The sequence below is a fragment of the Bacteriovorax sp. BAL6_X genome (genome assembly GCF_000443995.1).
In the GTDB taxonomy this organism is placed as follows: Bacteria; Bdellovibrionota; Bacteriovoracia; order Bacteriovoracales; family Bacteriovoracaceae; genus Halobacteriovorax_A.
This window is the reverse complement of sequence record NZ_AUMC01000003.1, coordinates 485,981-509,572: the sequence shown is the minus strand read 5'-3', so window position 1 is coordinate 509,572 and position 23,592 is coordinate 485,981. Positions and strand designations below refer to the sequence as shown.

The 23,592-nt window shown below is 37.6% G+C and carries 23 protein-coding genes; 9 read left to right on the top strand and 14 right to left on the bottom strand.

All coding sequences use genetic code 11. From position 1 onward, the window contains the following. Positions 1-61: 61 nt before the first annotated feature. Positions 62-1,162, top strand: a complete 1,101-nt coding sequence (locus M902_RS02545; RefSeq protein ID WP_021265737.1) for a porin — start codon at positions 62-64, stop codon at positions 1,160-1,162. Here the strand turns inward: M902_RS02545 and M902_RS02540 are convergent. Together M902_RS02540 and M902_RS02535 are read right to left on the bottom strand one after the other, a co-directional pair. Next, on the bottom strand, positions 1,159-2,301 hold the full coding sequence (locus M902_RS02540) for a cation:proton antiporter (protein ID WP_021265806.1): 1,143 nt from the start codon (positions 2,299-2,301) through the stop codon (positions 1,159-1,161). The genes M902_RS02545 and M902_RS02540 overlap by 4 nt on opposite strands. Then, complete coding sequence (locus M902_RS02535; RefSeq protein WP_021266432.1) at positions 2,301-3,917, bottom strand: ABC-F family ATP-binding cassette domain-containing protein; 1,617 nt, start codon at positions 3,915-3,917, stop codon at positions 2,301-2,303. Before M902_RS02535 ends, M902_RS02540 begins: the two co-directional genes overlap by 1 nt. A 163-nt stretch (positions 3,918-4,080) precedes the next feature. On the opposite strand from M902_RS02535, the gene M902_RS02530 reads away from it, so the two are divergent. Then, positions 4,081-4,908, top strand: a complete 828-nt coding sequence (locus tag M902_RS02530) for a mechanosensitive ion channel family protein (protein ID WP_021265911.1) — start codon at positions 4,081-4,083, stop codon at positions 4,906-4,908. A 26-nt stretch (positions 4,909-4,934) separates the two neighbouring features. Then, positions 4,935-5,168, top strand: a complete 234-nt coding sequence (locus tag M902_RS02525; RefSeq protein ID WP_040313777.1) for a hypothetical protein — start codon at positions 4,935-4,937, stop codon at positions 5,166-5,168. Here the strand turns inward: M902_RS02525 and M902_RS02520 are convergent. From M902_RS02520 to M902_RS02500, 5 genes are all read right to left on the bottom strand, one after another. Then, positions 5,165-5,965: a DUF2608 domain-containing protein gene (locus M902_RS02520; RefSeq protein WP_021266219.1), complete on the bottom strand. Its 801-nt coding sequence runs from the start codon at positions 5,963-5,965 to the stop codon at positions 5,165-5,167. The genes M902_RS02525 and M902_RS02520 overlap by 4 nt on opposite strands. A gap of 115 nt (positions 5,966-6,080) precedes the next feature. Next, positions 6,081-6,446 (bottom strand): ribosome hibernation-promoting factor, HPF/YfiA family, encoded by a 366-nt coding sequence (gene hpf, locus M902_RS02515; RefSeq protein ID WP_021266419.1) that lies wholly within the window; start codon positions 6,444-6,446, stop codon positions 6,081-6,083. A 69-nt stretch (positions 6,447-6,515) separates the two neighbouring features. Further along, positions 6,516-7,967 carry an RNA polymerase factor sigma-54 gene (rpoN, locus tag M902_RS02510; protein WP_021265891.1) on the bottom strand — a complete coding sequence of 484 codons (1,452 nt, stop codon included), beginning with the start codon at positions 7,965-7,967 and terminating at the stop codon, positions 6,516-6,518. Positions 7,968-8,017: 50 nt separating this feature from the next. Beyond that, entirely contained in the window at positions 8,018-8,752 is a 735-nt protein-coding gene (gene lptB, locus M902_RS02505; RefSeq protein ID WP_021265816.1) for an LPS export ABC transporter ATP-binding protein, read from the bottom strand. Between the two features lie 7 nt (positions 8,753-8,759). Then, the gene (locus M902_RS02500; RefSeq protein WP_021266123.1) at positions 8,760-9,746 is read right to left on the bottom strand and encodes an LptA/OstA family protein; all 987 of its coding nucleotides are present in this window, start codon (positions 9,744-9,746) and stop codon (positions 8,760-8,762) included. A gap of 115 nt (positions 9,747-9,861) precedes the next feature. On the opposite strand from M902_RS02500, the gene mutS reads away from it, so the two are divergent. Further along, the gene (mutS, locus tag M902_RS02495; RefSeq protein WP_021266360.1) at positions 9,862-12,555 is read left to right on the top strand and encodes a DNA mismatch repair protein MutS; all 2,694 of its coding nucleotides are present in this window, start codon (positions 9,862-9,864) and stop codon (positions 12,553-12,555) included. 71 nt (positions 12,556-12,626) lie between these two features. After that, positions 12,627-13,220 carry an RDD family protein gene (locus M902_RS02490; protein WP_021265860.1) on the top strand — a complete coding sequence of 198 codons (594 nt, stop codon included), beginning with the start codon at positions 12,627-12,629 and terminating at the stop codon, positions 13,218-13,220. 200 nt (positions 13,221-13,420) lie between these two features. Here the strand turns inward: M902_RS02490 and M902_RS02485 are convergent, their stop codons facing one another. Together M902_RS02485 and aspS are read right to left on the bottom strand one after the other, a co-directional pair. Then, positions 13,421-13,795, bottom strand: a complete 375-nt coding sequence (locus tag M902_RS02485) for a hypothetical protein (RefSeq protein ID WP_021266333.1) — start codon at positions 13,793-13,795, stop codon at positions 13,421-13,423. A gap of 216 nt (positions 13,796-14,011) precedes the next feature. After that, positions 14,012-15,802: an aspartate--tRNA ligase gene (aspS, locus tag M902_RS02480; protein WP_021266235.1), complete on the bottom strand. Its 1,791-nt coding sequence runs from the start codon at positions 15,800-15,802 to the stop codon at positions 14,012-14,014. 30 nt (positions 15,803-15,832) lie between these two features. On the opposite strand from aspS, the gene M902_RS02475 reads away from it, so the two are divergent. Beyond that, complete coding sequence (locus M902_RS02475; protein ID WP_040313774.1) at positions 15,833-16,357, top strand: DUF192 domain-containing protein; 525 nt, start codon at positions 15,833-15,835, stop codon at positions 16,355-16,357. Here M902_RS02475 and M902_RS02470 read toward each other — a convergent pair. The 5 genes from M902_RS02470 to M902_RS02450 form a co-directional block, all read right to left on the bottom strand. Further along, complete coding sequence (locus M902_RS02470) at positions 16,302-17,159, bottom strand: septum formation initiator family protein (protein ID WP_040313772.1); 858 nt, start codon at positions 17,157-17,159, stop codon at positions 16,302-16,304. The genes M902_RS02475 and M902_RS02470 overlap by 56 nt on opposite strands. A gap of 155 nt (positions 17,160-17,314) precedes the next feature. After that, positions 17,315-18,151, bottom strand: a complete 837-nt coding sequence (locus tag M902_RS02465; RefSeq protein ID WP_021265970.1) for a hypothetical protein — start codon at positions 18,149-18,151, stop codon at positions 17,315-17,317. 82 nt (positions 18,152-18,233) lie between these two features. Next, positions 18,234-18,458, bottom strand: a complete 225-nt coding sequence (locus M902_RS02460; RefSeq protein ID WP_021266446.1) for a YggT family protein — start codon at positions 18,456-18,458, stop codon at positions 18,234-18,236. Positions 18,459-18,539: 81 nt separating this feature from the next. Then, entirely contained in the window at positions 18,540-18,833 is a 294-nt protein-coding gene (locus M902_RS02455; protein WP_021265708.1) for a hypothetical protein, read from the bottom strand. Continuing rightward, a complete protein-coding gene (locus M902_RS02450; RefSeq protein WP_021266284.1) occupies positions 18,830-21,169 on the bottom strand; it encodes a DNA polymerase II in 2,340 nt (779 codons plus the stop codon). The genes M902_RS02455 and M902_RS02450 overlap by 4 nt, the downstream gene beginning before the upstream one ends. A gap of 102 nt (positions 21,170-21,271) precedes the next feature. Here M902_RS02450 and M902_RS02445 point away from each other — a divergent pair, with 102 nt between their 5' ends. From M902_RS02445 to M902_RS02435, 3 genes are all read left to right on the top strand, one after another. Continuing rightward, a complete protein-coding gene (locus M902_RS02445) occupies positions 21,272-21,760 on the top strand; it encodes a hypothetical protein (protein ID WP_156979695.1) in 489 nt (162 codons plus the stop codon). 76 nt (positions 21,761-21,836) lie between these two features. Further along, a complete protein-coding gene (locus M902_RS02440; RefSeq protein WP_021265715.1) occupies positions 21,837-22,274 on the top strand; it encodes a 6-carboxytetrahydropterin synthase in 438 nt (145 codons plus the stop codon). A 208-nt stretch (positions 22,275-22,482) separates the two neighbouring features. Further along, positions 22,483-23,574 (top strand): chorismate mutase, encoded by a 1,092-nt coding sequence (locus tag M902_RS02435; RefSeq protein ID WP_021266441.1) that lies wholly within the window; start codon positions 22,483-22,485, stop codon positions 23,572-23,574. The last annotated feature ends 18 nt before the right edge of the window (positions 23,575-23,592 follow it).

Below are 23,592 nucleotides of genomic sequence, written 5' to 3'. Positions count from 1 at the left end.
AAAATTTCGCATAGAACCTCACTAAAATAAGTTTATTGATTTCTGATTTGAGTGAGGATCTATGTGGGTTTTAAGTTTAAGAAAGTCTCTCGCGCTTTCTCTATGTGCGAGTTCATTTCTTTATTCTAATTCTATTACAGCAAAGAACCTCGGTGATAATTTTGAGCTTTACGGAAAAATCTCTATGGCGGCCATTGGTCAACATGGGGCCCAATCATTAAATAATAACTCTTCTCGATTCGGGTTTAAGTATAAGAGAGATGACCTCTTCGAGAAGTTCACCACAGGACTTCGTGCTGAGTTTGGAATCAATACCAGTAATACGAGTCAAAATATTCAAAGCATCCCAAACACAACGGGACGCTTTCAAGTTGACAATACTAGCGACCGGCCCTTCTCAACGAGGCTTGCATATCTTTGGATAGAGAGAGGAGATTTATATGCAACTCTTGGGAAGAACTGGTCTGTCTGGTATGACATTACGGGAATGACTGACATTTTTATGGTAACGGGGGCTTTTGCCTCCTCTACCTACACGGCCAATAGTGAAATCATTGGGACCTCCCGCGGTGTTGATCTACTAGAGGTACGCTACAAACTTGGTAATATTCACTTTGGAGCACAAACTAAGTTTACAGGAGATGAGAGTTCTGACTACGACTCCAACGGAGATGGTATAAATGATTCTATCCTTACTCTTGAACATTCAATTGCTGCCTCAATTCGCTATTTGAATAAAGACTTTAAAATTGGTCTCGCGGCAATCAATCTCAATTCAAATAATAACGGAATCGAACATGCTAAGTTGTCAGTAACAGCTGGAATACAGTACTACTTTGACCATCTCTTTCTTGCTGCAATTTACGGAGACACTAAGGATCTTGAACTAATTGATGGACGATTTGTGACTTCAGAAAATATTGAAGCAATTCTTGGTTGGCGTTTTAATACTTATCATCAAGTAATGCTTGGTTATAATTGGCAGGTATCAGATGATAAAGGCCTTGAAGACTACGAGATGTCAAAGATACTAGGCTCTTATATTTTTACTAATGGTTTATATCAATTAGGTATGGAGTTTATCTTAGATGATAGCGTAGAAGCAACTGGAGAGCGCCCGATGAATCATCAATTCATCTTAGGCGCAACCATGTATTTCTAATAGTTTTCTGGTGGTACTTTTTTAAATATGAAGGCCGGAATAACGCTTGAAACAAGTGTGTAAATAACCAGACCAGAAATAATTTCTAAAGGAACCTGAAAGCGTTCTTTAGCAATTTGGGCCATGACTAAACCAAAGATAAGCGTTGGTAGTAATGAAACCGTAATCTCTTTACGATCTGGCCAAAAATCCTGCATAAAGAACTTCATATTTGAATATGTATTAAAAATTCTTAGTGGAATAAAGATCCCTAAAAAGGCCAATCCAATATATAGCCCTTCCAGTGTAAATAGATCTTCAGTAAAACCTACACCTGCCTTAAAAAAGTAAAATGGAATAAAGAAAGAAAAGAACATCTGTAGATTTTTAAGAATTTCTTCCGACTTTTCAGACTTTCCAAAGTGTTTAAATTCTGAAGCAATAAATCCAACTAGGAAGGCACCAACAAGATAATATGTTCCAATCTTCTTTGTAATAACACCACAAATAAGGGCGGTAAGAATTAAGAACCCAACTTCTGAATCTTTGGCATATGGAGCGATATATTTGAAAAATAATTTATAAGATAGAGGTAAGAAAATACTGAGGGCAACTAAAATAAGGGTAGAACTACCAAGGTTTACTAAACTCTCCGACTGAAGAGTAATAAATAGCAGTAAGATGGCAGAGATCTCCTTAGATATTGCTTTTGAACGAATCCAATACTCTTGCCCTTCACTAAATCCATAATTCTTTAGAGAGTTTAAAATAAAACCAGTTGAAGGAGTCATAATCCCTAGAGCAATTAAAGTTGCTGCACGAAAACCAATTGAGAAGAATAAGTGAATAACAAATGCCACAACGAGTGTTATCGACATTGTCTGCGCCACACCTCCTAAAAGTTCCTTCCAGTTTTGCTTAAGTTCTTCAAACTCAACTTCAAAGCCTGCGAATAAGAATAAAGAAGTGATCCCTAGACGAGAAAGCATAAGAAGAAGGTCATCACCTTGAAACCAGCCTAGGCCAAGTCCTGCTCCAATTCCTAAAAAGATTGATGAAATACCAATCGGAATTTGAAAGCGAAGTAAAAGTTTTGGAAGAATGAGAAGAATTGTGAACAGTAGTAAGTACTGCACTTCCGTATTCTGCAAGTTAATCATTATTGTCTCTCCATGTATTCAACGTATGAACCCGGGAAGATGCGAACTTCCCCCTTATCCACTTCATAAACATTTTCTGCTAATTCGCTCAGAAAGTGCCTATCGTGGGATACAAACATCACTGTTCCCTCATATCGCTTTAGTGCATCTAGAAGAACCTCTCTTGATTTAATATCAAGGTGGTTTGTCGGCTCATCTAGAACTAAGAAATTATTATTTTGTGAAAGAAGTACGGCCATCACAAGGCGAGACTTCTCCCCTCCAGATAGGTACTTAACCTTCTTATCAACGTCTTGGCCTCTGAATAAGAAGGCCGCAAGTAGGTTTCTAATATAGCCATCACTTGCCGTCGGCAGATCCTTTCTTACTTCATCAAAAACACTTGCTTCAGGATTTAAAACCTCAAGTGAATACTGAGAGAAGTATCCGATCTTAATACTTGGACCAATAGCAACGCTACCAGCAGTTGGCTGCGTATGAGCAGTAATACATTTTAAAAGTGTCGACTTACCGGCTCCATTAACTCCAACAACTGCTATTTTATTTGTTCTTTTAACTGTTGTAGATAGGCCATGAAAGACCTCATGTGCACTTCCATCAGACAGTGGCCATGATTTTGAAAGGTCTTTGATAATAACAACATCATCCCCACCCCTTGGAGGCGTTGGGAATTGGAAGTTAATTGTTTCTTCTTCGGCCGGAACTTCAATACGATCAATCTTTTCAAGTTTTTTTACACGCGATTGAACTTGAGCAGCATGTGAGGCACGTGCCTTAAATTTTGCAATAAACTCTTCTTCTTTTGCTAGCATATCGGCTTGGCGAGATGCTTGAGCAATTAGTTGATCACGACGTAGGTCTCTTTCCTTTTCATAGAAGTCATAATTTCCCGTATAAGTCGTAATTCTCTTATGAGCAATTTCAATAATCTTATTACAAACGTTATTCATGAAATCACGATCGTGGGTTGTCATAAAGATCCCACCTTTGAAATTCTTTAACCACTCCTCAAGCCATAGGATAGATTCCATATCAAGGTAATTGGTAGGCTCATCCATTAAGATAAGTTCAGGATTAATAACAAGAACACGGGCAAGAGCAATACGCATCTTCCATCCACCAGAGAAGTCTTCGATCATCTTATTGTGATCAACTGGCATAATTCCTAGACCAGTTAGCACTTCTTCTGCGCGTGTTTCTAAATCGTATCCACCACGCTTTTCAAACTCAGACTGAACATCACCCATTTTCATTAGGACATCATTCATTTCGTCTTCACTCATATTAGCGCAGTCTACTAGCTTTTCTTCATACTCTTTAAGCCTGGCCCCTAGTTCAGAAATCTTTACGTCACCAGACATAACAACTTCCTTAGCAGTCTGACCTGCCATCTCCCCAACTTTTTGAGAGAAGTAGGCCCAACGAAGCTTATCAGGAAAAGAGATTTGTCCCTCATCAGGCTTCTCTTCACCAATGATCATACGAAAAAGAGTTGTTTTTCCTGTACCATTTGGACCAACAAGCCCAACTTTCTCACCAGGATTTATTTGAAAGGTTCCACCACTATATAGTGTTTCACTACTTTGAATTTTTGAAATATTGGAAACATTTAACATATGTTATAAATCCCATTCAACGTTTAATATTTACTTAGCAATTTAATCTGAATATACGAATTAGTTCAGTCTAGCATGGCACATCTAAATATGTCTTTAATATTCGACATTTTTAACGCATAAAATCGTTTGGAAATCAGCTATTTGGCCTTATAATTTCGCTATGACTTTAGATAATATATTCGTCGACACACAGGGTGATATTAAGAAATCGGTATATGTAATATTTGTGCTGATTCTGTTTTATATAACAAATCATATCTTTTCTTTCATTTTAAAGAAGACAAGCAGTATTAATATTGAAACCAAAAGACGCTACGTCGTTAATACAAATATTTCATTAACGATTATCTTCGTTTTTATTACCCTCTATATCTATTCAACAGAACTAAAGAATCTCGCCTTCTCTCTTGCGGCCCTCATGGTTGCAATAGTACTAATAACGAAAGAAGTATCACTAAATATTATGGGTGGTATTTACAAAACTTTCTCTGGTGGATTTATCATTGGAGATACTATTGAGATCGAAGGAAAACGTGGAAGTGTGATTGACCGCGATCTATTTACGACAACTCTTTTAGAGGTTGGACCAAATAAGACATCTCATAATTATACGGGACGCTCAGTTATCATACCCAACTCAACATTTTTAACGAACCGAGTGACTAACGAATCATTTCTCAAGAGCTTCGTTCTCCATACTTTTAAAGTGATCCTCTCTCCTGATTGTGACTGGGAAAAAGCAGAGAAAATTCTTCTTGAGAGATCTGAGTTCTACTGTTCTGAATATTTTGAGCAGGCCCAAGTTGTCTTAAACAAGCTATTCACTAAATCTCACTTAGAAACACCGATCTTAAAACCTCGTGTTCAAATCAACTTCACAAGTAAGGATGAAATTGAACTCAATGTCCGAATTACCGCTCCAGCAAGAACAAAAGGTTCCGTAGAGCAGAAAATTCTGAAAGATTTCTTACGTGAATTCTATAAGTAAATATCTGGTATCAAACGAACAAAACAATGAGAAAGGAAAAGGGTGTCATTTTCAATTTTGGCTTCTTTTCAATTAAGTCTTCTGATGGAAAAAGATACAAGAAAGCCTCAAAGAAATATATCAAAGATAATTGGGAGCTTAAGCGCTCCCCTGTAAAACACGGTAGCTTTAGAACAACTTGTACAACGATTGGAATGAATGCTGTCTGCACAACTCATATTAATATAAAAGCCTTCATTACGAAGGCTTTTATATTTTAATTAAGATTTTTAATTAATTCTTTAAACTCTTCACCAATGCGAATCTCAAGTTTCTTATCTGACTCATTAAACTCTTTCACAATGGCATCTGTCGTCGTTAAACGATAGGCAAATACCGGAAGCTTATTGGCCTTATTATTCTTATATTCTTTATCCATTGTCTTCATGTGTTTTAGACGATCATCTAAGAAGAATACTGCTTTATACTTCTTATCAAGCCCAGGTCGGTTAATTAAGTGAGTCAGCATTTTTCCCTTATTAAGGCCAGAAGTCATAAAAACACCATCAGCATAGCGCACTTCTCTTCCGTAAAGTTTTGTCATAAAGGGAAGCCTTGGAGCATTGGACTTTTTAAAATCAATTCCACTCTTATTAAGCTCGCGAATTGTAGCAGGGTAATTAACTGGTCCTCTTGAAGTAATTGAAGAAACACCGTAACCAGACTCTTGCAGCTTTTCAATTAGAGTTGGAATTTCTTTTTCAACAAGAATCATGTCAGAAATAAAAGTCGCTTTATATGAATAATCCAACAGTCCACTAACAGACTTAGCAATACAGTGAACAGGACAGCCCTTCTTTATTTGGTCATTTTGCCAACCATACCATTGGTCACTTCCAAAACTCGTTTTAAACCTTAGAAGTGTATTATCAATATCGTAAACAACAAGGACATCGCTTGTTTTAAGTTTATTCTTCTTCGTATACTCAACTATCTTCTTATAGAAATTCGTATGTGAAGAGACCTCTTGATATGAAAGTGCGCTGAATGTGATCAGAATTGAAATAATTAACTTCATTTTGTCTCCTTTTCTTGACCAGCAAGCATACCAGTACCGGAGGCAAAATAAAAGCCTTCCATTACAGAAGGCTTTATGTGACTTTATATACAGAAAGTATGTTTATATTAAGTAATTAAGACGCCATATCGTCGTAGTCCATCCACGCATCATTAGGATCGAGGATTTCCATATCTTTATGTGGCATCTTTTTCTTATTAAGCATTTTCTCTTTCTTCTTCTGTACCTGCTTTTCAATCTTAGCAACAACAAGATCAATGGTCTTATATAGGCTATCTGAGTGAGCTTTTGCATGATAGTCAAACTTAGGTCCAATTACTTCGACCTCAGCGTAATGCTCGCGACCATCCCTTACTTCGCAACTCCATTTCAGATGAAGATTTCCATCAAGGTACTTGGCAATTTTAGCTGATTTCTCTTGGATTCTCTCATCAAGTGCTGGCGTATGCTCAAGGTGTCTAAAACTTACTGTTACTTTCATAAAATACGTTCTCCTCTATGTGTATAGTATCTTGAATAAACCTATCGGCAGTTTCTCCAAAATATCGAGCTATTTTACTTTTCTTTTTGATGACGACAAAATCCCAAGCATTTCTCTATACTTAGCGACCGTACGTCTCGCAACCTTCACATCTTCTTGGCTCAAAAGGTCGGCAATCTTCTGATCCGACAAAGGCTTCTTCTCATTTTCATTGTCGATAAGTTCTTTAATTTTTAGTTTAAGAACTTCACCTGCAACGTCGATTCCACCTTTGTCTCCACCAATTCCCGCATTGAAAAAGTACTTCAATTCAAATAGACCAATTGGTGTGTGCATATACTTATTTGAAGTAGCACGAGAAACTGTAGACTCGTGAACTCCCAGCTCATTAGCAACATCTTTAAGAACCATTGGTTTTAAAAATTTCGGACCCTTCTTAAAAAACTGCTGCTGCTTTTTCACAATTGACTTTGCCACAAGATCAATTGTTCGCTGTCTCTTATTTATAGACTTTATTAGCCATAAAGCCGACTTAAGTTTTTCTTCTACAAACTCTTTAGCTTCTTTATTTTTTAGGGATTCTGCTTGATTAAGCATATCCTGATACATTTTAGAAATTCTTAATCTTGGTACACCATCGTCATTAACCTGAACAACGAACTCTCCTCCAACTTCAACAACAAAAACATCAGGAGTGACATAGTGAGTATCTCCACCACCAACAAGGCGACCAGGCTTTGGATGAAAGTTATGAAGTAGTTTTGCTGTTTCAATGATCTGCTCTTCCGATACACCTGTATCCGCAATAATCTTTTTAAAGTCTCTATTCTTTAGATTCGTTAAATGGAAACGTATTAGTTTTTCTAGAAGTGGTGAACGCTCTTCTGCAATTCTTGCTTGCGCTAAAAGACAATCAACAAGATCTTGAGCACCACATCCAACAGGATCCAGACGCTGAACAACTTCTAAAATATCAAGACAGTGCTCACGCTCTAATTTTGTTTTTTCAATTAGTTCATCAAATGGACACGACAAGTATCCATCATCGTTAATATTCCCAATAACCTCAATAGCAAAGTCAATTTCAATATCGCTTAAAGCTTCCATACGAAGTTGCCACTCGAGGTGTTCAGCCAGAGACTCTCCCTTGGAAACCATATTCTCGTAATTAGGCATATCATCTGGACTTAGAGATGGCGCGGCCATATTTGGCTCATAAGTTGTCGAGTTATAACTATCGACATACTTTTGCCAATCCATATCGTCGCCACTACTCATCATGGCCTCTTCTTTAAAATCATCGGCCTTGGCTTCTTTTGTTTGATTTTCTAACTTATCGAGTTTGTAATCACTTTCACCTGGTGAAAACTCTTCCAGCATTGGATTTTCCACCATCTCCTTAGCGATAACATCTGTCATTTCTAAATGGCTTAATGTCAGTAATTTAATCGCCTGCTGAAGCTGTGGCGTCATCACGAGCTGTTGAGTTTGACTGAGATTTTGTGAAAGTTTTGTGGCCATATTGGTTCCTTATTTCTTAGTAACCAGACCAGCTATTTGCCTAGGTCTAGCTACATTCTAAATTCTTCACCAAGATAGAACTTCCTTGCTCTTTCATTGTTTACAATTTCATCCGGTGTCCCACTTACAAGTAATTCTCCACTACTCATAATAAACGCTCGATCAACTACTCCTAATGTTTCCCTTACGTTGTGGTCGGTGATCAGTACACCGATATTCCTTCTCTTTAAGCTGTTGATAACATTTTGAATGTCATTAACTGCTAATGGGTCAACTCCTGCAAAAGGCTCATCGAGAAGAACAAACTTAGGCTCAAGTGCCAATGTTCGTGCAATCTCAACTCTTCTTCTTTCACCACCGGAAAGAGCTGAACCAAGAGATTTTCTAATATGTCCAAGTCCAAAATCTGCTATCAAGTTATCAAGAAGTGTCTTCTTCTTGGCCCTTGGTAAGTCTCGGTTTTCTAGAACCGAAAAGATATTGGCCTCAACCGTTAAATCTCTAAAGATGCTTGCTTCTTGTGGAAGATAGCCGACACCCTTTAATGCCCTAATATGAATTGGTTGTTCAGTTAAGTCTTCGCCAGATAAATCAATTTTTCCTTCATCTGCCTTGACCAGTCCTACCATCATATAAAACGATGTTGTCTTACCTGCACCGTTTGGGCCGAGTAGTCCTACAACTTCTCCTTGCTTAACATCGATGCTTACGCCTTTAACGACTTCTCTGCCGCCGTAGACTTTCTTTAAACCATGAGCTGATAATTGTGCGATTTCTTCAACCATGCTGCTATTACCTTATTTTAAAGTTCGTATTAGCATCATCAACTTCTATGGTCTCGATGTCTCGCCTAAGAACAATTGTGTTTCCTTTTAAAACGTCTTTCTTTTGATAAACTCTTGGAAGGCCAAGCAGAACAATTTTATCTTCTGCCATATACCCTTCAAGCCTCTCACTGAAAGCTTTTCTTTTAAAAGGAGTTTGTCCCTTTGGAGAAACAGTTTCCTCAATGACCACATCGTCATAAAGTGCATAATACTTGAGTTTTTTATTGTAGTTATCTAGATAGATTTCGCCATTTCGGGCACTTGCAAGTAGTTGAGATTTCTGAAATTTTACATTTCCACTCATGTTGGCATTGCGATTGCTCTTATCAACCACTAATGAGTCTGCAAAAAACTTAACTGAGTCTTCATAGGCCCTCACTCTCTGCACTCTTCCCTCAACATTTCCATCATAAGTTCCAACTTCAGACACGAGGTTATAACTTAGCTCATCTGCATTTACCGCGACTTCATAAGCAGAGTCAAAGTCTTTTGAAATTGACTGGGCCTTACCACGAAAGTTTACGATTTGAGAGTTATCAGAATAATTCATACTTTCAGACTTAATACTCATATTACGATTTCTAAGAACCACCTTTCCTCTTAGAGAGAGGTACTTTTCTTTTGCATTTAAAACACCAGTGTAGGCATCGTAGTACATTGGGTCTGCTTGGTGATCATTGATAAGAACACCATTAGGTTCTGTAAGGATAAGCACGTCTGTTGTTAAGTTTTGTGAAACCTCTGCGGCCTCTAAGTGATAGCGCGCGTCCTTGTCTGCCATTTTAAAATATTTCACATTTTTAAAATATGAATAGATGTCTTGGTTTAAAAGATCCGATATCGACTGGTCGAATTCATTTTCTTCGTAACGACTAAAGAGACCAAAAAATGTAGATGAAACGATGCCAATGAGAAATAACCAAATTGACAGTTGCTGTCCAACGCTTAGCAAAAAGAGCTTCCTTCAGTTTATGTAAATAATCAGCTATTTACGTCCTTCTATTTTACGACAAATAAGTGCGTCATGCCAATTGTAAGTATTGAAGTCTTTTCCAATGGTAGTGCATTTGGTAGAGTTAATCGCTCAAGAATTCACAACACTTAAGGGAATCAATAATATGACTTTAGAGATTGAAAAAATCGTTGCCGAAGGCGTTAAGCTTACACCAATGATGACCCAATATCACGAGATAAAAGTTCAGTATCGCCACCACATGCTAATGTTTCGCATGGGCGACTTTTACGAAGTTTTCTTTGAAGATGCCATAAACGCTTCAAAGATTTTAAATATAGCTCTCACTCACAGAGGAAAGCTTGGAGACCATAAAATTCCAATGGCCGGAATTCCACACCATGCTGCCGCAACTTATATTGATCGTTTTTCAAGCGAAGGTTTGAAAGTTGCAATTTGTGAACAAGTAGAAAACCCTAAAGAAGCAAAAGGGATCGTAAAGAGAGCGGTAACTCAAGTTGTCTCTCCAGGTATGCCATACGATCTTGATAAGACCGACTCAAAAGAAGATCAATTCATTATCGCCTGCAATGAAGTTCATGGCCGTTTTGAAATCGTTGCCATTGATTTTACAACAGGATTTTTCAAAGGCTTCATTCTTGATAGCTTTGAAGACTTCATTGAAAAGATTCGTGTTCTTCACCCAAAAGAGTTTATTACTTACTTAGGTCAATGGGATAAGTATGAAAGTGTGACAACGCTAAATGAGCACAACGGAACGCTTGTTACTCACCTCTCTAAGGAGTACTTTGATGAGAAGTACTCAAGTGTTTATCTTGAAAAATTAATTCCAACTTATAAGCGTGATCAACTCTTAAAAGAGAATGAAACAGTTCTTAGTCCAATTGGAGCGCTTTCATATTATATTTGTTCAACTCAAAACCACGAAGAGTTCACTCACCTTCATGCTTTCAGTCTCTCTGATCGCACAGGTGCAATGAAAGTCACAATCCCAACTCTTACAGGACTTGAAATTCTTCCAAAGTCACGTGAGACATATAAAGACTCTCTTCTTGGCTTCATGGACAAGACAAAGACTTCAATGGGTTCTCGAAAGCTTAAAACAGTTTTTACAAGTCCATTAACAGATAAGAAAGAGATCACAAATCGTCTTGATACAATTGAATTCTTTTTAAAGAATGATGATCTTTTACAAGACACTCGCGAGGCACTTAATAATGTTCGTGACCTTGAAAGAATTCTAGCAAAGGCCGCAACAAATCGTGCTAATGCAGGGGACCTTCTCAACATAGCAAGTGCTGTTGATGTTTTTGAAGAGTTAATAAACTCACTTCATAAACTTCCGACAAATGTTTTCACAGACCTAGAAGAAAACGCTAAGAAAGAGCTATTCTCTCTACGTGATGAAATTAAGAAGACTATTAATGACGAAATAGGTGCCAACCTTGATAAAGGAAACTTAATCAAAGAAGGTGCAAATGAAACTCGTGACCACCTTGCAAAGATGTCACAAAATACGGCGCAGGCCCTCGTTGAACTAGAAAATCGCTACCGCGAGGAAACAGGAATTCAAAAGCTTCGTATTAAATCAAATAACGTAGCTGGCTACTTTATTGAAGTTTCAAAGACTCATACTGATAAGGTTCCTGAAAACTTTATTCGCAGACAAACTCTTGTTAACTCAGAAAGATATGCGACTGAAGAGTTAACACAATTTGAAAAAGAAGTTGTTGTTGCTCGTGAGAAGCTTGAAAAACTAGAAAGAGAAATCTTTAAAGGTCTAATCAAACAGATTACAAATCTTAGCTTGGCCATTCAAACACTAGCAAATATCTTATCGGCAACAGATACTCTACAGTCTCTAGCTTGGATTGCTCGTAACGAAGAATTCTCAAGACCTACAATTTCAGATAAGTCTCGTGACATGGATATTCGAGGTGCATGGCACCCACTAATAAAAGCGGCCATCAAGGACCAGTTTATTCCACATGATTTAAAACTTAATGATGAAACATACTTTGGTCTTATCACAGGTCCAAACATGGCCGGTAAGACAACTGTTATGCGTGAGATTGCCATTATCCAACTTCTCACTCAAATTGGCTCATACGTTCCTGCTGAAAACGCAAAGGTTAGTATTTGCGATTTCTTATTTAGTCGCCTTGGCGCAAGTGATGATATCTTAAAAGGTCAATCGACTTTCATGGTTGAGATGGCCGAAACAGCAGAGATCCTAAGACACGCAACAGATAAGTCTCTTATTATTCTTGATGAAGTTGGTCGCGGAACTTCTACTTATGATGGCCTTTCAATCGCATGGGCACTGGTTGAGCACTTCATTGAAAATACAAAAGCACTTTGTCTCTTTGCAACTCACTACCATGAGTTAATTGATCTTGCGGATCGCTACCCACAGGCAAAGAACCTTACAGTTGAAACACAGAACCATAGAGGAAATGTAAAATTCCTATACCGTCTTGTTGAACAAGCGGCTTCACAATCATTTGGTATTTATGTTGCGAAGCTTGCGGGGCTTCCTCCAACTGTTCTTAAGCGCTCACAATCAATTCTTAAGAGCATGGAAAAGGAATCAAGCGTATCTCAAGCACTACTTGATAGTGACCATAGCGAACAACTAGATTTCTTTAGTGTACAAACACCTGCAGAAATACCTGAGTACTTAAAACAAGTTGAAGATCACTTATCAAAAGTTGATATCAACAACTTAACTCCAATTCAGGCCTTAAATAAGCTAAATGAATTAGTTGATCAAATTACTTTAAACTAGAAATAATTTCCAAGGGCGCTTTCTTAAGCGCCTTTTTTTTAATCTCCCCTGTTCATGCCGATAAATACTGTATGAGCACGAATAATAAGCTATCTGAAATTTTCGACTACTATAAAAAGAGCAAAGCAGCTAAGAAGGTTCGACAAGACCGTCTTAGAAAGAGATTCTATGCTTTCATCTTAGATATCTATCTTGTTGTTTTCGCAAATAAGGCGCTCACTTTTATTTGGCTATCATTTGTAAATAATTTCATTTCAAATATTTCAACTTCACCAAAAGTTTCATCGATGGCCTTTCAAAGCCAAACGACACAGCTATCACTTGCAATCATGTTCTTTAGCTACTTCTTCTTTTCTTACTACTTAGGAAATGGACAGACTCTAGGGAAAGCATTTTTTAAGCTAAAAGTTGTGAAGTCAAACGATGTAACTGAGCCATTAAGTGCTCTTGATTGCTTTGGTCGATCAATTGGTTATGTTTTCGCTAATCTTCTTTTCTTCCTACCTCTAGTGATCAATTTCTTAAGGCATGATCAGAAGGGTGTGCAAGATTTCATCTCACAAACTCATGTAATCAGTACTGAAGAGTTCGCTTATGCACTTGCAGAAATTCAGGCTGAAGCAAAACCTCTCGACGAGATCGAACAAATCAGCCTATTCGGTTAGCGGTTAGGGGCGCGGGTACCAATCGAGAATTCCAGTACTTAGTTAACTATTTTTGTTAAAATTCACTGATTTTTAAAAAAATCTCTACAAAAAGCGATTCTTTGAAGCTAATTCATAAAATTTTCATGAAAAACTGCGAATAAGATACGATTATATCTTCTATGTATTTGAATTCTCGATTGGTACCCGCGCCCCTAAAACTAAAGATCAAGGTTGGCGAAGATCTCGCTAGCACGACTAAGCACTCGTGACTTTAGCTTTTCGTCACAGCTTGCAGACTTATTCGAACGACTGCCCTCACTCTCTTTTTGATACGGCTTCATGACCGTTTTATTTGCAACCTTAGACTTATTATATCCTTCGCTACTTCCATTAAAGAGATCACGCTGAGAACTATCACCTGAATCCCATGGTCTTTTCACACAAGCTTTATTCTCACCCTTTTGAGTACGACGAGAACGCTCCTCTTTATGATCAAGGATAATCTCAAGCAAAGACTCATCAGAATTATCAATACGATTTTTAATCTTATTCTTTGTCGTTTTAATAAAAGTTTTTTCTAAACTTAGGGCCATAATATTCTATTGTATCTGCCCCTATGATTTCGTGCAACAAAGAACTTACATATCGCCGTAAAGCTCTTTAATACTGGCCTTTGGCTTCTCCATACTCTTTGTCTTAAGAATCACTTCTTCACTATTTTCTCACGCTCTATTCGGCAATATTTAATCAGGACGATTAAATTGGTAAGGAGGTCCTCCATGTCGGAGGACCTATTATATTTTTAAAATTTATTTTAAGAAACCAAAGTGTAATTCATCAGTCTGCTCTTTTGCAGGTACTGATGGTGCATTCGACATCATATCACTTGCTGTCGTTGTTTTTGGGAAGGCGATAACGTCACGGATATTATCAGTTCCGGCCTTAACCATAGTGATACGGTCTAGACCTAGAGCAATCCCTCCGTGTGGAGGAGTTCCGTACTTAAGTGCATTTACGAAGAATCCAAATTGACTAGAAACTTCTTCTTCACTCATTCCAAGAACTTCAAACATTCTCTCTTGAACTGCACCGTTGTGAATTCTGATCGATCCACCACCAAGCTCGTATCCGTTACAAACAAGGTCGTAAGCTTGAGCAGGTAGGTCACGAAGAGTTTTATTATTCACATTAACTTCTTCATTCATGAATTTATCCATTTCACTAATCTTAGGAGAAGTGAATGGGTGGTGTTTTGCATAAAACCTTTCTTCATCTGTTTCAAAACATGGGAAGTCATTTACCCATAGGAATGCATAACCATCTTTAATAAGACCAAGTTCGCGTCCTAGGTGACGACGAAGAGCATCTGCACTATCGTGTACAATTCCCTCTTGGTCAGCAAAGAATAGCCATGTTCCGTTTGCAGCATCTCCATCTAGGTCAGAAAGATTAGAAAGTGAAGTCAGAACTTCATTAGTGATGAATTTTGAAATACCACCAGATGCTTTCCCCTCTTCAACTTTAAAGAAGGCCACACCTTTTCCACCAAATGGCTTAACCACATCAACAAATCCATCAAGGATCTTGCGAGAGAAAGTTCCCATCGTAGCAGGTACGAACATCGTCTTAACCATGCCACCATTTTCGATAGCTGATTTGAAAACTCCGAAGTCAGTATCTTTAAAAATGTCTGAAACAACATGGTGCTTTAAACCAAAACGTACATCTGGTTTATCCGAACCGTAGTCTCTCATGGCATCGTTATAATTCATCACAGGAATTTCAAAGTCAGCACCAAGCTCAAAAATATTTCTCATAAGATCTGTAGCAAGGTTTTTCATATACTCTTCAGTAGCGAACGAAACTTCAATATCGATTTGAGTAAATTCAGGCTGACGATCAGCTCTTAAGTCCTCGTCACGAAAACACTTACAGATTTGGAAGTACTTATCTGTTCCACCAATCATAAGAAGCTGCTTTAGCGTTTGTGGTGACTGTGGAAGTGCATAAACATGCCCTGGGTGAACACGAGATGGAACAACATAGTCACGAGCACCTTCAGGTGTCGACTTATAAAGAATTGGCGTCTCAACTTCGATGAAGTCATTTGCACTCATTGTATTTCTTACGTCTAGCGTGATTTTAGAACGAAGCTTTAAAATATCTTGAAGCTTCTTTGTTCTAAGATCTAGGTAGCGATACTTAAGTTTATTATCTTCTGTTGCTTCCGTAGCACCGTACGGAAGAAATGGAATATTGTTAATATCACATTCAGATAGAACTTGAAGGTCTGTTACATGAACCTCAACTTCACCTGTTGGCATATTCTTATTTAGTGCATCTTCAGGACGGCCTGCAACTGTCCCAACAACTTTAATAACTGATTCAAGGTGGCATTTTTTAAGAAGATCAGCATCGCCCTTGAAGTTTGTGAAGTTAAGTTGAGTTACACCAAACTTATCTCGTAAATCGATAAAAGTTAGACCACCAAGGTCACGGTTTTTATTTACCCAACCGCATAGTGTTACTTCATTTCCGATGTGCTCGGCCCTTAATTCTCCTAAATTGTGAGTTCTCATCAAACCCTTAATCTGTGACATGCTAATCCTCTTGATATATAGTTTTTTGGTATGAAATTTATAACAAATTCTTCACATATTCTCAGTACATTTTTTGTCTTTCTTACATTAACGCTAGGCACAAGTTCCCATGCTCAATTCATAAATAAGAAGTGGCCTGAGAAAATCCTAATCACACCAAAGAATAGTGAGATAAAAGTCTCTTGGGCCGTCTCAGAAGAAGAGAAGCAACAGGGATTAAGTGGACTCAAGCCCAGCAAAATGAAAAAGAATGAAGGCCTTGTCTTTGTTTATCCAAAAGAGATGCCCCTAAAGTTTTGGATGCCTGATACTCATTTTGATCTCGATATTATTTTTTTAGATAAGAATTTTAAAGTAGTAGCAATTGAAACACTACCCAATTATCCGAGTCGTAATAAACCTCAACTCATACCCACGACAAAGGTTTATCAGGCCCAATTTGTACTAGAACTACATGCCAGAATGGCAAAGAAGTATGGAATTTCCAAGGGCTCCCAACTTAAATGGAAGAAAGCCCTGCCCCAGAAGTTTCAGAAGTCTCTGGGAATAAAATAAGATATTCATCACGTGCGATATAACCAAGGTGATCACGCACAAGCTTTTTCTTGTAGCGGTGATTATTTCTAATTAGATCCAGTTCTTTCATTAGGCCATCATTCTCTGCTTTAAGTAAAGTTACTTCATGATAGGCTTGATCAAGTGTAGACTTCTTATCAAAGTACTCAATAACTCCACCTTGAGAAAATACTAAACGTCCAAGTAGGAATAAGCAAAACCCCCAGCAAAGCTTCACACCCCAATGTGTAAGCTCACCTTTCTTCTTTGATTTAGATTTAACTTTTCTCTTTGCACTAACGGCCGCTTTGGCCTTGGTGATTGCTTTGGCCGGAGTTTGATCAGCATAGTTAACAGCTGCCGGCGCAGTCGCCTTCTTTCTTAGCGGAGAAGACATCTCAATATTATCAGCTTGAGTAATTGGTTTTCTTGTTGGCGTCCCACTTACCGAAGCAGAGGGAGATGGTGTAGCGGCCGGCTTTGGATTACCACTGGCCTCTCGTTGAGCGCGTTGAGCACGAAGTTTTGCTAAAACAGAAGAGCCCGATTCACTAGACTCTCCCTCATCACGTGATGGAGCAGACATCGGTCTTGGTCTTGGACGAGCTGTCGCTGATGCACCAGGAGTTGGAGGTGGAGTTCCCATCGATCTAGAAGTGCCTCTAGAGGCCATCTTTGCACGATTTCTCTCAATCGCCTTTTGCATTGCTGCACTTCTTGAATTTTGCTCTGAACTACTATTAGTCTTCGATGCAGACCCTGACGCAGAAGGTCCACGATTTCTTCCTAGTGAAAACTGCAAACTTACATCCTGTTTTTTGCGAAGCATTCCTCATGAATACTTTTTTTCCCAATATCAATATTTTAATGCGTTTCAAAATTTCGCACAAGTAGTTTTCTCACGGAAAACTTGTCGTGACGAGTCGCACAAAGGCGTTTCGGCCGTTTTATTAACGACTACGACAGAAGATTCTGAGTTGTTGAATAATCAAAATTTGTATTTAAAGCTTCGATATGAAGCCAAAACTTTCTGATTGTTGCCAACTCAATTAGATATAATTTTAAAGTGTCGTCTAGTCCTCTAAGAATTTGAGCATTGTTATCAAGCTCTCCTTCTTCAAAAATACGAGACAATTCTTCAAAAACTCGGTGAAAGCGATCTTTTGGTTTAATAATAAAATGCTTTTCGGAGATGCTAAATTCTAAGAGACTCATCTTCTCTTCAATGGCATTTTCCAGACGTGTAAATAGGATACTTGCAATACAAACATCACCAATAGGTCCTAATTTCAGTCTTTCTCCACTGCCCTCAAGCTTATGGCTTTTGAAGTTAATTCGAATAGCATCATCACTTCTTTGATACCACCAGCTAAAGCCAGGGTCAGAGATATTGCAAATTAAGTCTTCCTCTAAAGGGAAGCGCTTATTAAAAATTTGATCGTAAATAACTTGGGCAAGATCTAAGTTTGATATTTCATAGTAAAGAGTTGCGGCCACTTCACTCTCATCGATTCTTAATGACTTTAGCGTTGTCAGATCACCTGAGTTGGCCAACTCGAATGTTTCACCTATATTGTCCGAAATTACACCGCGAATTGAGAATGTTGAGCTACTCTTAACGATATTGTAAACAAAGCCAGGAGTTTGTGGATATTCAGCTCTCGACTCTGATTTAGACTCTAAACTATCTGAGCCAAAAAGAAATTCATTTCGAAAATCCTCATCGGCCAAAAAAGTATCTTGTGTATTTAGATTAAAAGTCTCTTGTGTAAGAAAATCAAACTCGTTGTGCACTAACCCCTCCATAGGCAATACATATGATTATAGTTTAATAACTTTTGATACGTATTGGCAAGAATTTGAAATTACAAAGAAACTAAAAAACTGCGACAAAAATCTTTAAAAATAAAATGACGATCATGGGAGAAATATCAAAAGGTATATCCATTTCAGGTAACATACGACGAACGGGTCCACACGTGTAGTCTGAGAGCTGCTTAATTCTTACACAAATTGGATGTGACTTATATTGAGGAATATAAGAAATAATCACATCAATAATGAGAATAAAAATATAAATATCAATTAATGTTCGAATCAAAACAGAACCCCTTTGAACTGCTCAATAGAATATATAAGAAGCAAAAAAAGTTCAAGCGATGGTAAGGAAATAAAAGGGAGACTATTTCACAACAGTGGCCGGAATTACCTTCCCCAGCTTAGTACAAGCAATTTCGTATTTATTCTGACAAGATAGCTCAAGATATTTTTGCGCCTTTGCATGCTCCCCGTCATCCTGATAAATATCAGATAATAAGAAACAGGCCGGGGCATTATTCTCTTGTTCACAGACATATAAGTAGAAGTCACGTTTAAAAAATAAGTAGAAAATGGCCATAATAAAAAAAGCAGAGCCCATGAAGGCCCAGTTCTTCTTATAGCTTCTTTTTGGTACAGTATATTCTTGATCACTCATTCAAATAAACTCATTTGTGAACCCATGACAATATCGTCAAAGGAGATACCCATAAATTTTAGCACATCTGTTGCCACTGGAGACAGTTGTTTATCAATATAGTGTTGATAATCGATATCTTTCGGAGCAAAGTCCAGAGGAACTGGGCCATGCATCGTTATTAAGTAGTCGATTTTTCTGATATTCTTATCAGGCTCCTTTTCTTGTAATAACCTTGCGGCCTTTACATGAGGAGGGTTTGTCTTTGTATATTCACTAATATCTTTTGATAACCTCTTTGAATAAATCAGTTCTTTATCAAATAGGCCACATTTAAGATCATTTACATAATTCTTAATATATTCATTTAAAGATTCCGCATTAAAGAATCTTTTATAAATCTCATATTGAAAACTCTTTGCGGCCTTCGTCCAATCGGAGCGAACAAATTCCATTCCAGAAAAATACAATTCACCGTTATCAAAAATACCGGCATAGCGCTTCTTCGCCCCTACTTCAGAACTTCGTGATTCGGGAATAAAAAGCTTTTTAAAACACTTTTCATATTCCATTTCAAGATGTGACTCAAGATTATAATCTCTTTCAATCAATTCTGTTAAATGAGTTGTTATTTTACGTGCTAGTTCTGTACCAGCTTTATCCTTTTGAGAAGTTTCTAAGAATTTTAGTTTGATAAAAACAGAGTCAGTATCACCGTAAACAACTTCATAACCAAGTGAGCGGGCATAGTTCATAGACTCATTTAAAAGCCATTGCCCTGTTGAAGTTATCGAGGTTGCAAGATCCGCATGATAGAAGCGACAACCACCAGATCCCATCACACCGTAAAATGAATTCATTAAAATCTTTACTGCTTGTGATAAGTTCTTATCTTGTCTCGTCTTTGCAATTTCTCTCTGTTTTAAAAGAAAGTCAATTTGCTCAGGAAGAATATGCTCCGATTTAGAGAAGGCAACACCATTTTTAAGAATTGTTGAATTTACATCACCTTTTAAACGAGAAAGAGGGTCTATTTTAAAAGTTTTAATGATCGTTGGATACAGTGACTTAAAATCTAGAACCACAACGTTTTCATGTAATCCCTTGGTTCCTTCAATAACCAGTCCACCAAGAGATGCACTTTCCTTATCAATATCTAAGGTATTTCCTGCAATAAATCCCTTGCGGTGAAGTCGAGGTAGATAGATATGATCAAATGCACGAGTTGAACCAGAGAGACGATCAATAAGCATTCCACTAAGTTGTACACGGCGATAAAGATGATCTATAATTTCTAATTTCTTATAAATATCAAGAACGAGAGTACAGTCGAGAATATTATATTTTGCAAGAGAGTGCTTCTCTTCTAAGAAGCGTCTTGTGATCTCTTCAACTTTATCCATTCCTGTCTCAGTTATATCTTTATTAGCACCAAGAACGGCAGTAGCAACAGTATCAAGCTTAAAGTTTTCAAATTGATAAAAAGCTGCTCTTAAAGTTGGAGGACCATCGATGACTTGGCGACCAATAATCGTTGAAAACCAACCTGCGCCCTTTCTTTCTCTCAAACGAACTTGAGAGCCATCGCGCCCAAGATTAAATTTAATACCAAATTGTTGGCACTTGCGTTCTAAGAACTTTAGATCAAAACCAATAACGTGCCAGCCCACAATAAAGTCTGGATCATAATTAGGAAAATCGTTAATGAATGAAATCATTAACTCTTTTTCACTGCGATAGAAAGTTGTTAACTCATCATTTGAGTACTGGCCACTTTCATCAACCATATAAACTTTTTTAATATCGCGATCACCTATTTGATGAATTGCAATTGAGTAAAGGTCATTTCCCATACTCGTTTCAATATCTAAGGACATAATATTAAAATTAGGCGTAGACTTTTGTGCAGACTCGTGAATTCCCAGGGCCTTCATTTGTGGGTTATGAAAAACACGTACATTCCCCATCACTTGAGCTTGTCCTTGAATTAGAACTTCACCATTAATGAATCTCTCCATCAAAAACCGTTCATTTGGTCTAACATCACTTTCATAGGTACGGATTCCATTTTTATGAAAATGCTCTCTTGTATCCATGAGATCTTTATGACGATTAAAATAAATACCATCTAAGGTTCTACCATTGAAGGCCTTTAGGTTTAACTTCTTTCTCTCTCCTTGAAAGCTAATATTTAAGTTGGCATCACTTTCAATAAAAAAGAGAGGGCGCTCGTTTGAAATAATAACCTTAACAACATCTTCTGGTGTTTTAATCCAAAAGATAAGCTCCATATGATTGGCCTGATCAATAACTTGATCTTGAATAATAAAACCCTGTGTACTTATGATATTCGTCATGGACAGAGCGTAGCTTATTTAGACCAATTTGTTAAAGAGGATTTAGCCTTTTTTAGCATTTTCTTAAGTTTAGACATTGGCAAAAGCCCCGATATGCAGGGCATGACAATAACAATCGTATTCACAGTATTCAATTTAGTTTTTTTAGTGGATTTCTTTTCGGAAAAGGATGACAAGGGCAAGAAGTATCGCTTACTGAGCTATATGTTCTTTGGAGTCTTGGCACTCTTATCCATTCAAGTTTTCCAAAACCCTGTAATGAGCGTGGTATTTACAGCACTATCTCTACTATCTTTAGGATTCGCTCTATTAAATGAGTTCTTAAATCCCCCTAAGAACTCAAAAGAGAGAGTCTACAATGGTCTAGTGAATATGCTCTTACCAGTTGCGATTTACTTTATTGCCTTAAGATGGTTTCCCTCTGCTGGAAATCTCGTGGCAGCAGAAGGAGGACAGGATATTAATCGCAATATCTTCATTATCCAAACTCTTCTAGTTCTGGGTGTAGCTTTAAAGTATTCCCCTACCCTCATCTTTACCAAAAAAGCTACTAAAGAACTTAATGAAGATATCAAAACTATCAAGTTATAGTCCCTTCTGGGACTAGATCATGTGGCCATGATTAGCCGATCTATGCTAGTGTGTAGGTACTTAAACGGAGATAATTATGGCCACTTTCAAATCAACAAAACACTTCTATGGTTTCCCATGTACACACCGCCAATGGAAAGCAGATTCTCACTGTCGCTTTGTTCACGGATACTCTCGCTCATTTCACTTTGAATTTGAATGCTCAGAGTTGACAAAGGAAATGTGGGTTATGGACTTCGGTGATCTTAAAGATGTAAAGGCCTGGCTTGATGATATGTTCGACCACACTTTTCTTGCATCACAAGATGATCCATTTATGGAAGAGTTTAAAAAACTTGATGAAGCAGGTGTCGTTCAACTTCGCGTTCTTCCAAATGCAGGAATGGAAGGAACGGCAGAATTCGTTTACGAAAAAATGTCTGAACTTATTAAGAAGAAAACTGACGGTCGCGTATGGATTTCACGTCTTGAAGTTAAAGAGAACGAAAAGAACTCAGCAATTTATATTCCATAATTCTTATGGTGGGCCTGATATACTTAGCGATATTTTGGCCCATAACTTTCCCTAAGCAAATAATTCCATTTACAACAAATAAAACCTGAATAAATTAAGAAAATATAAGTCAATTTCGATGAGTTAAAGACTTGAATAGTATTGTATTGAGTAATATAAATTTATCTTAATACTTGACCAAAAAAGAAAGCCTAAAAAAGGATATCACATGAAAATTGCGCCACTAAACTCTTGGATTAAAATTGATGAAAAGCCTCTTGTTATCGCTGGGCCATGTTCAGCAGAAAGTGAAGAGCAAGTTTATCAGATTGCAAAAGAGCTAGTTGAAAATGGCAAAGTGGACGCCTTTCGTGCAGGTATCTGGAAGCCAAGAACTCGCCCAAATACATTTGAAGGTGTAGGACTAGTTGGCCTTCCTTGGATGGAACAAGTTAGAAAAGATTTTAATATTCCTATTACAACAGAAGTTGCTAATGCTTCTCACGTTGAATTAGCTCTAAAGCACAATGTGGATATTCTTTGGATTGGAGCACGTACGACGGTTTCACCTTTTGCTGTTCAAGAAATCGCTGAAGCCCTTAAAGGTGTGGATATTCCAGTCATGGTTAAAAACCCAATCAACCTAGATCTTGCGCTTTGGATGGGTGCAATTGAAAGATTTTCAAATGTAGGCCTAGATAAACTTGCTGCAATTCACAGAGGTTTTTCAAGTGCAGAAAAAACAAAGTACAGAAATAAGCCATACTGGGCCATTCCAATCGAACTTAAAAGATTAATGCCGGACCTTCCAATTATCTGTGACCCTTCACACATTGCCGGTAACAGAAATCTAATTGGAGAAGTTTGTCAGAAGGCCATGGATATGAATATGGACGGTGTGATGGTTGAAACTCATATCACTCCAGAAAAAGCACTTAGTGATGCTGCTCAACAGGTTACACCAAAGATGCTTCACGAAATCATCACTCACCTTCAAGTTAGAGATGCCGTTGGGCATAATGATGGTTTTGAAGATGAACTAAACAAGCTTAGAAATAAAATCGATCAAATTGATAATGATATCCTTGAATTCATGCATATGCGTATGAATATCGTTAAACAAATTGGAGCTCTGAAGAGTGCAAATAACGTCACTCCACTTCAAGTTGGAAGAATGGATGCTCTAATGAATGATCGTATTGCTAAGGGAGAAAAGCTTTCACTAGATCGCAGATTTGTTGAAGAGCTTTACCATGCAATCCACACTGAATCTGTTAGAGAACAAACTCGTATGATGAATGATTTTAAAAAAGAATCATAAAAGTGATATAATAAAGTT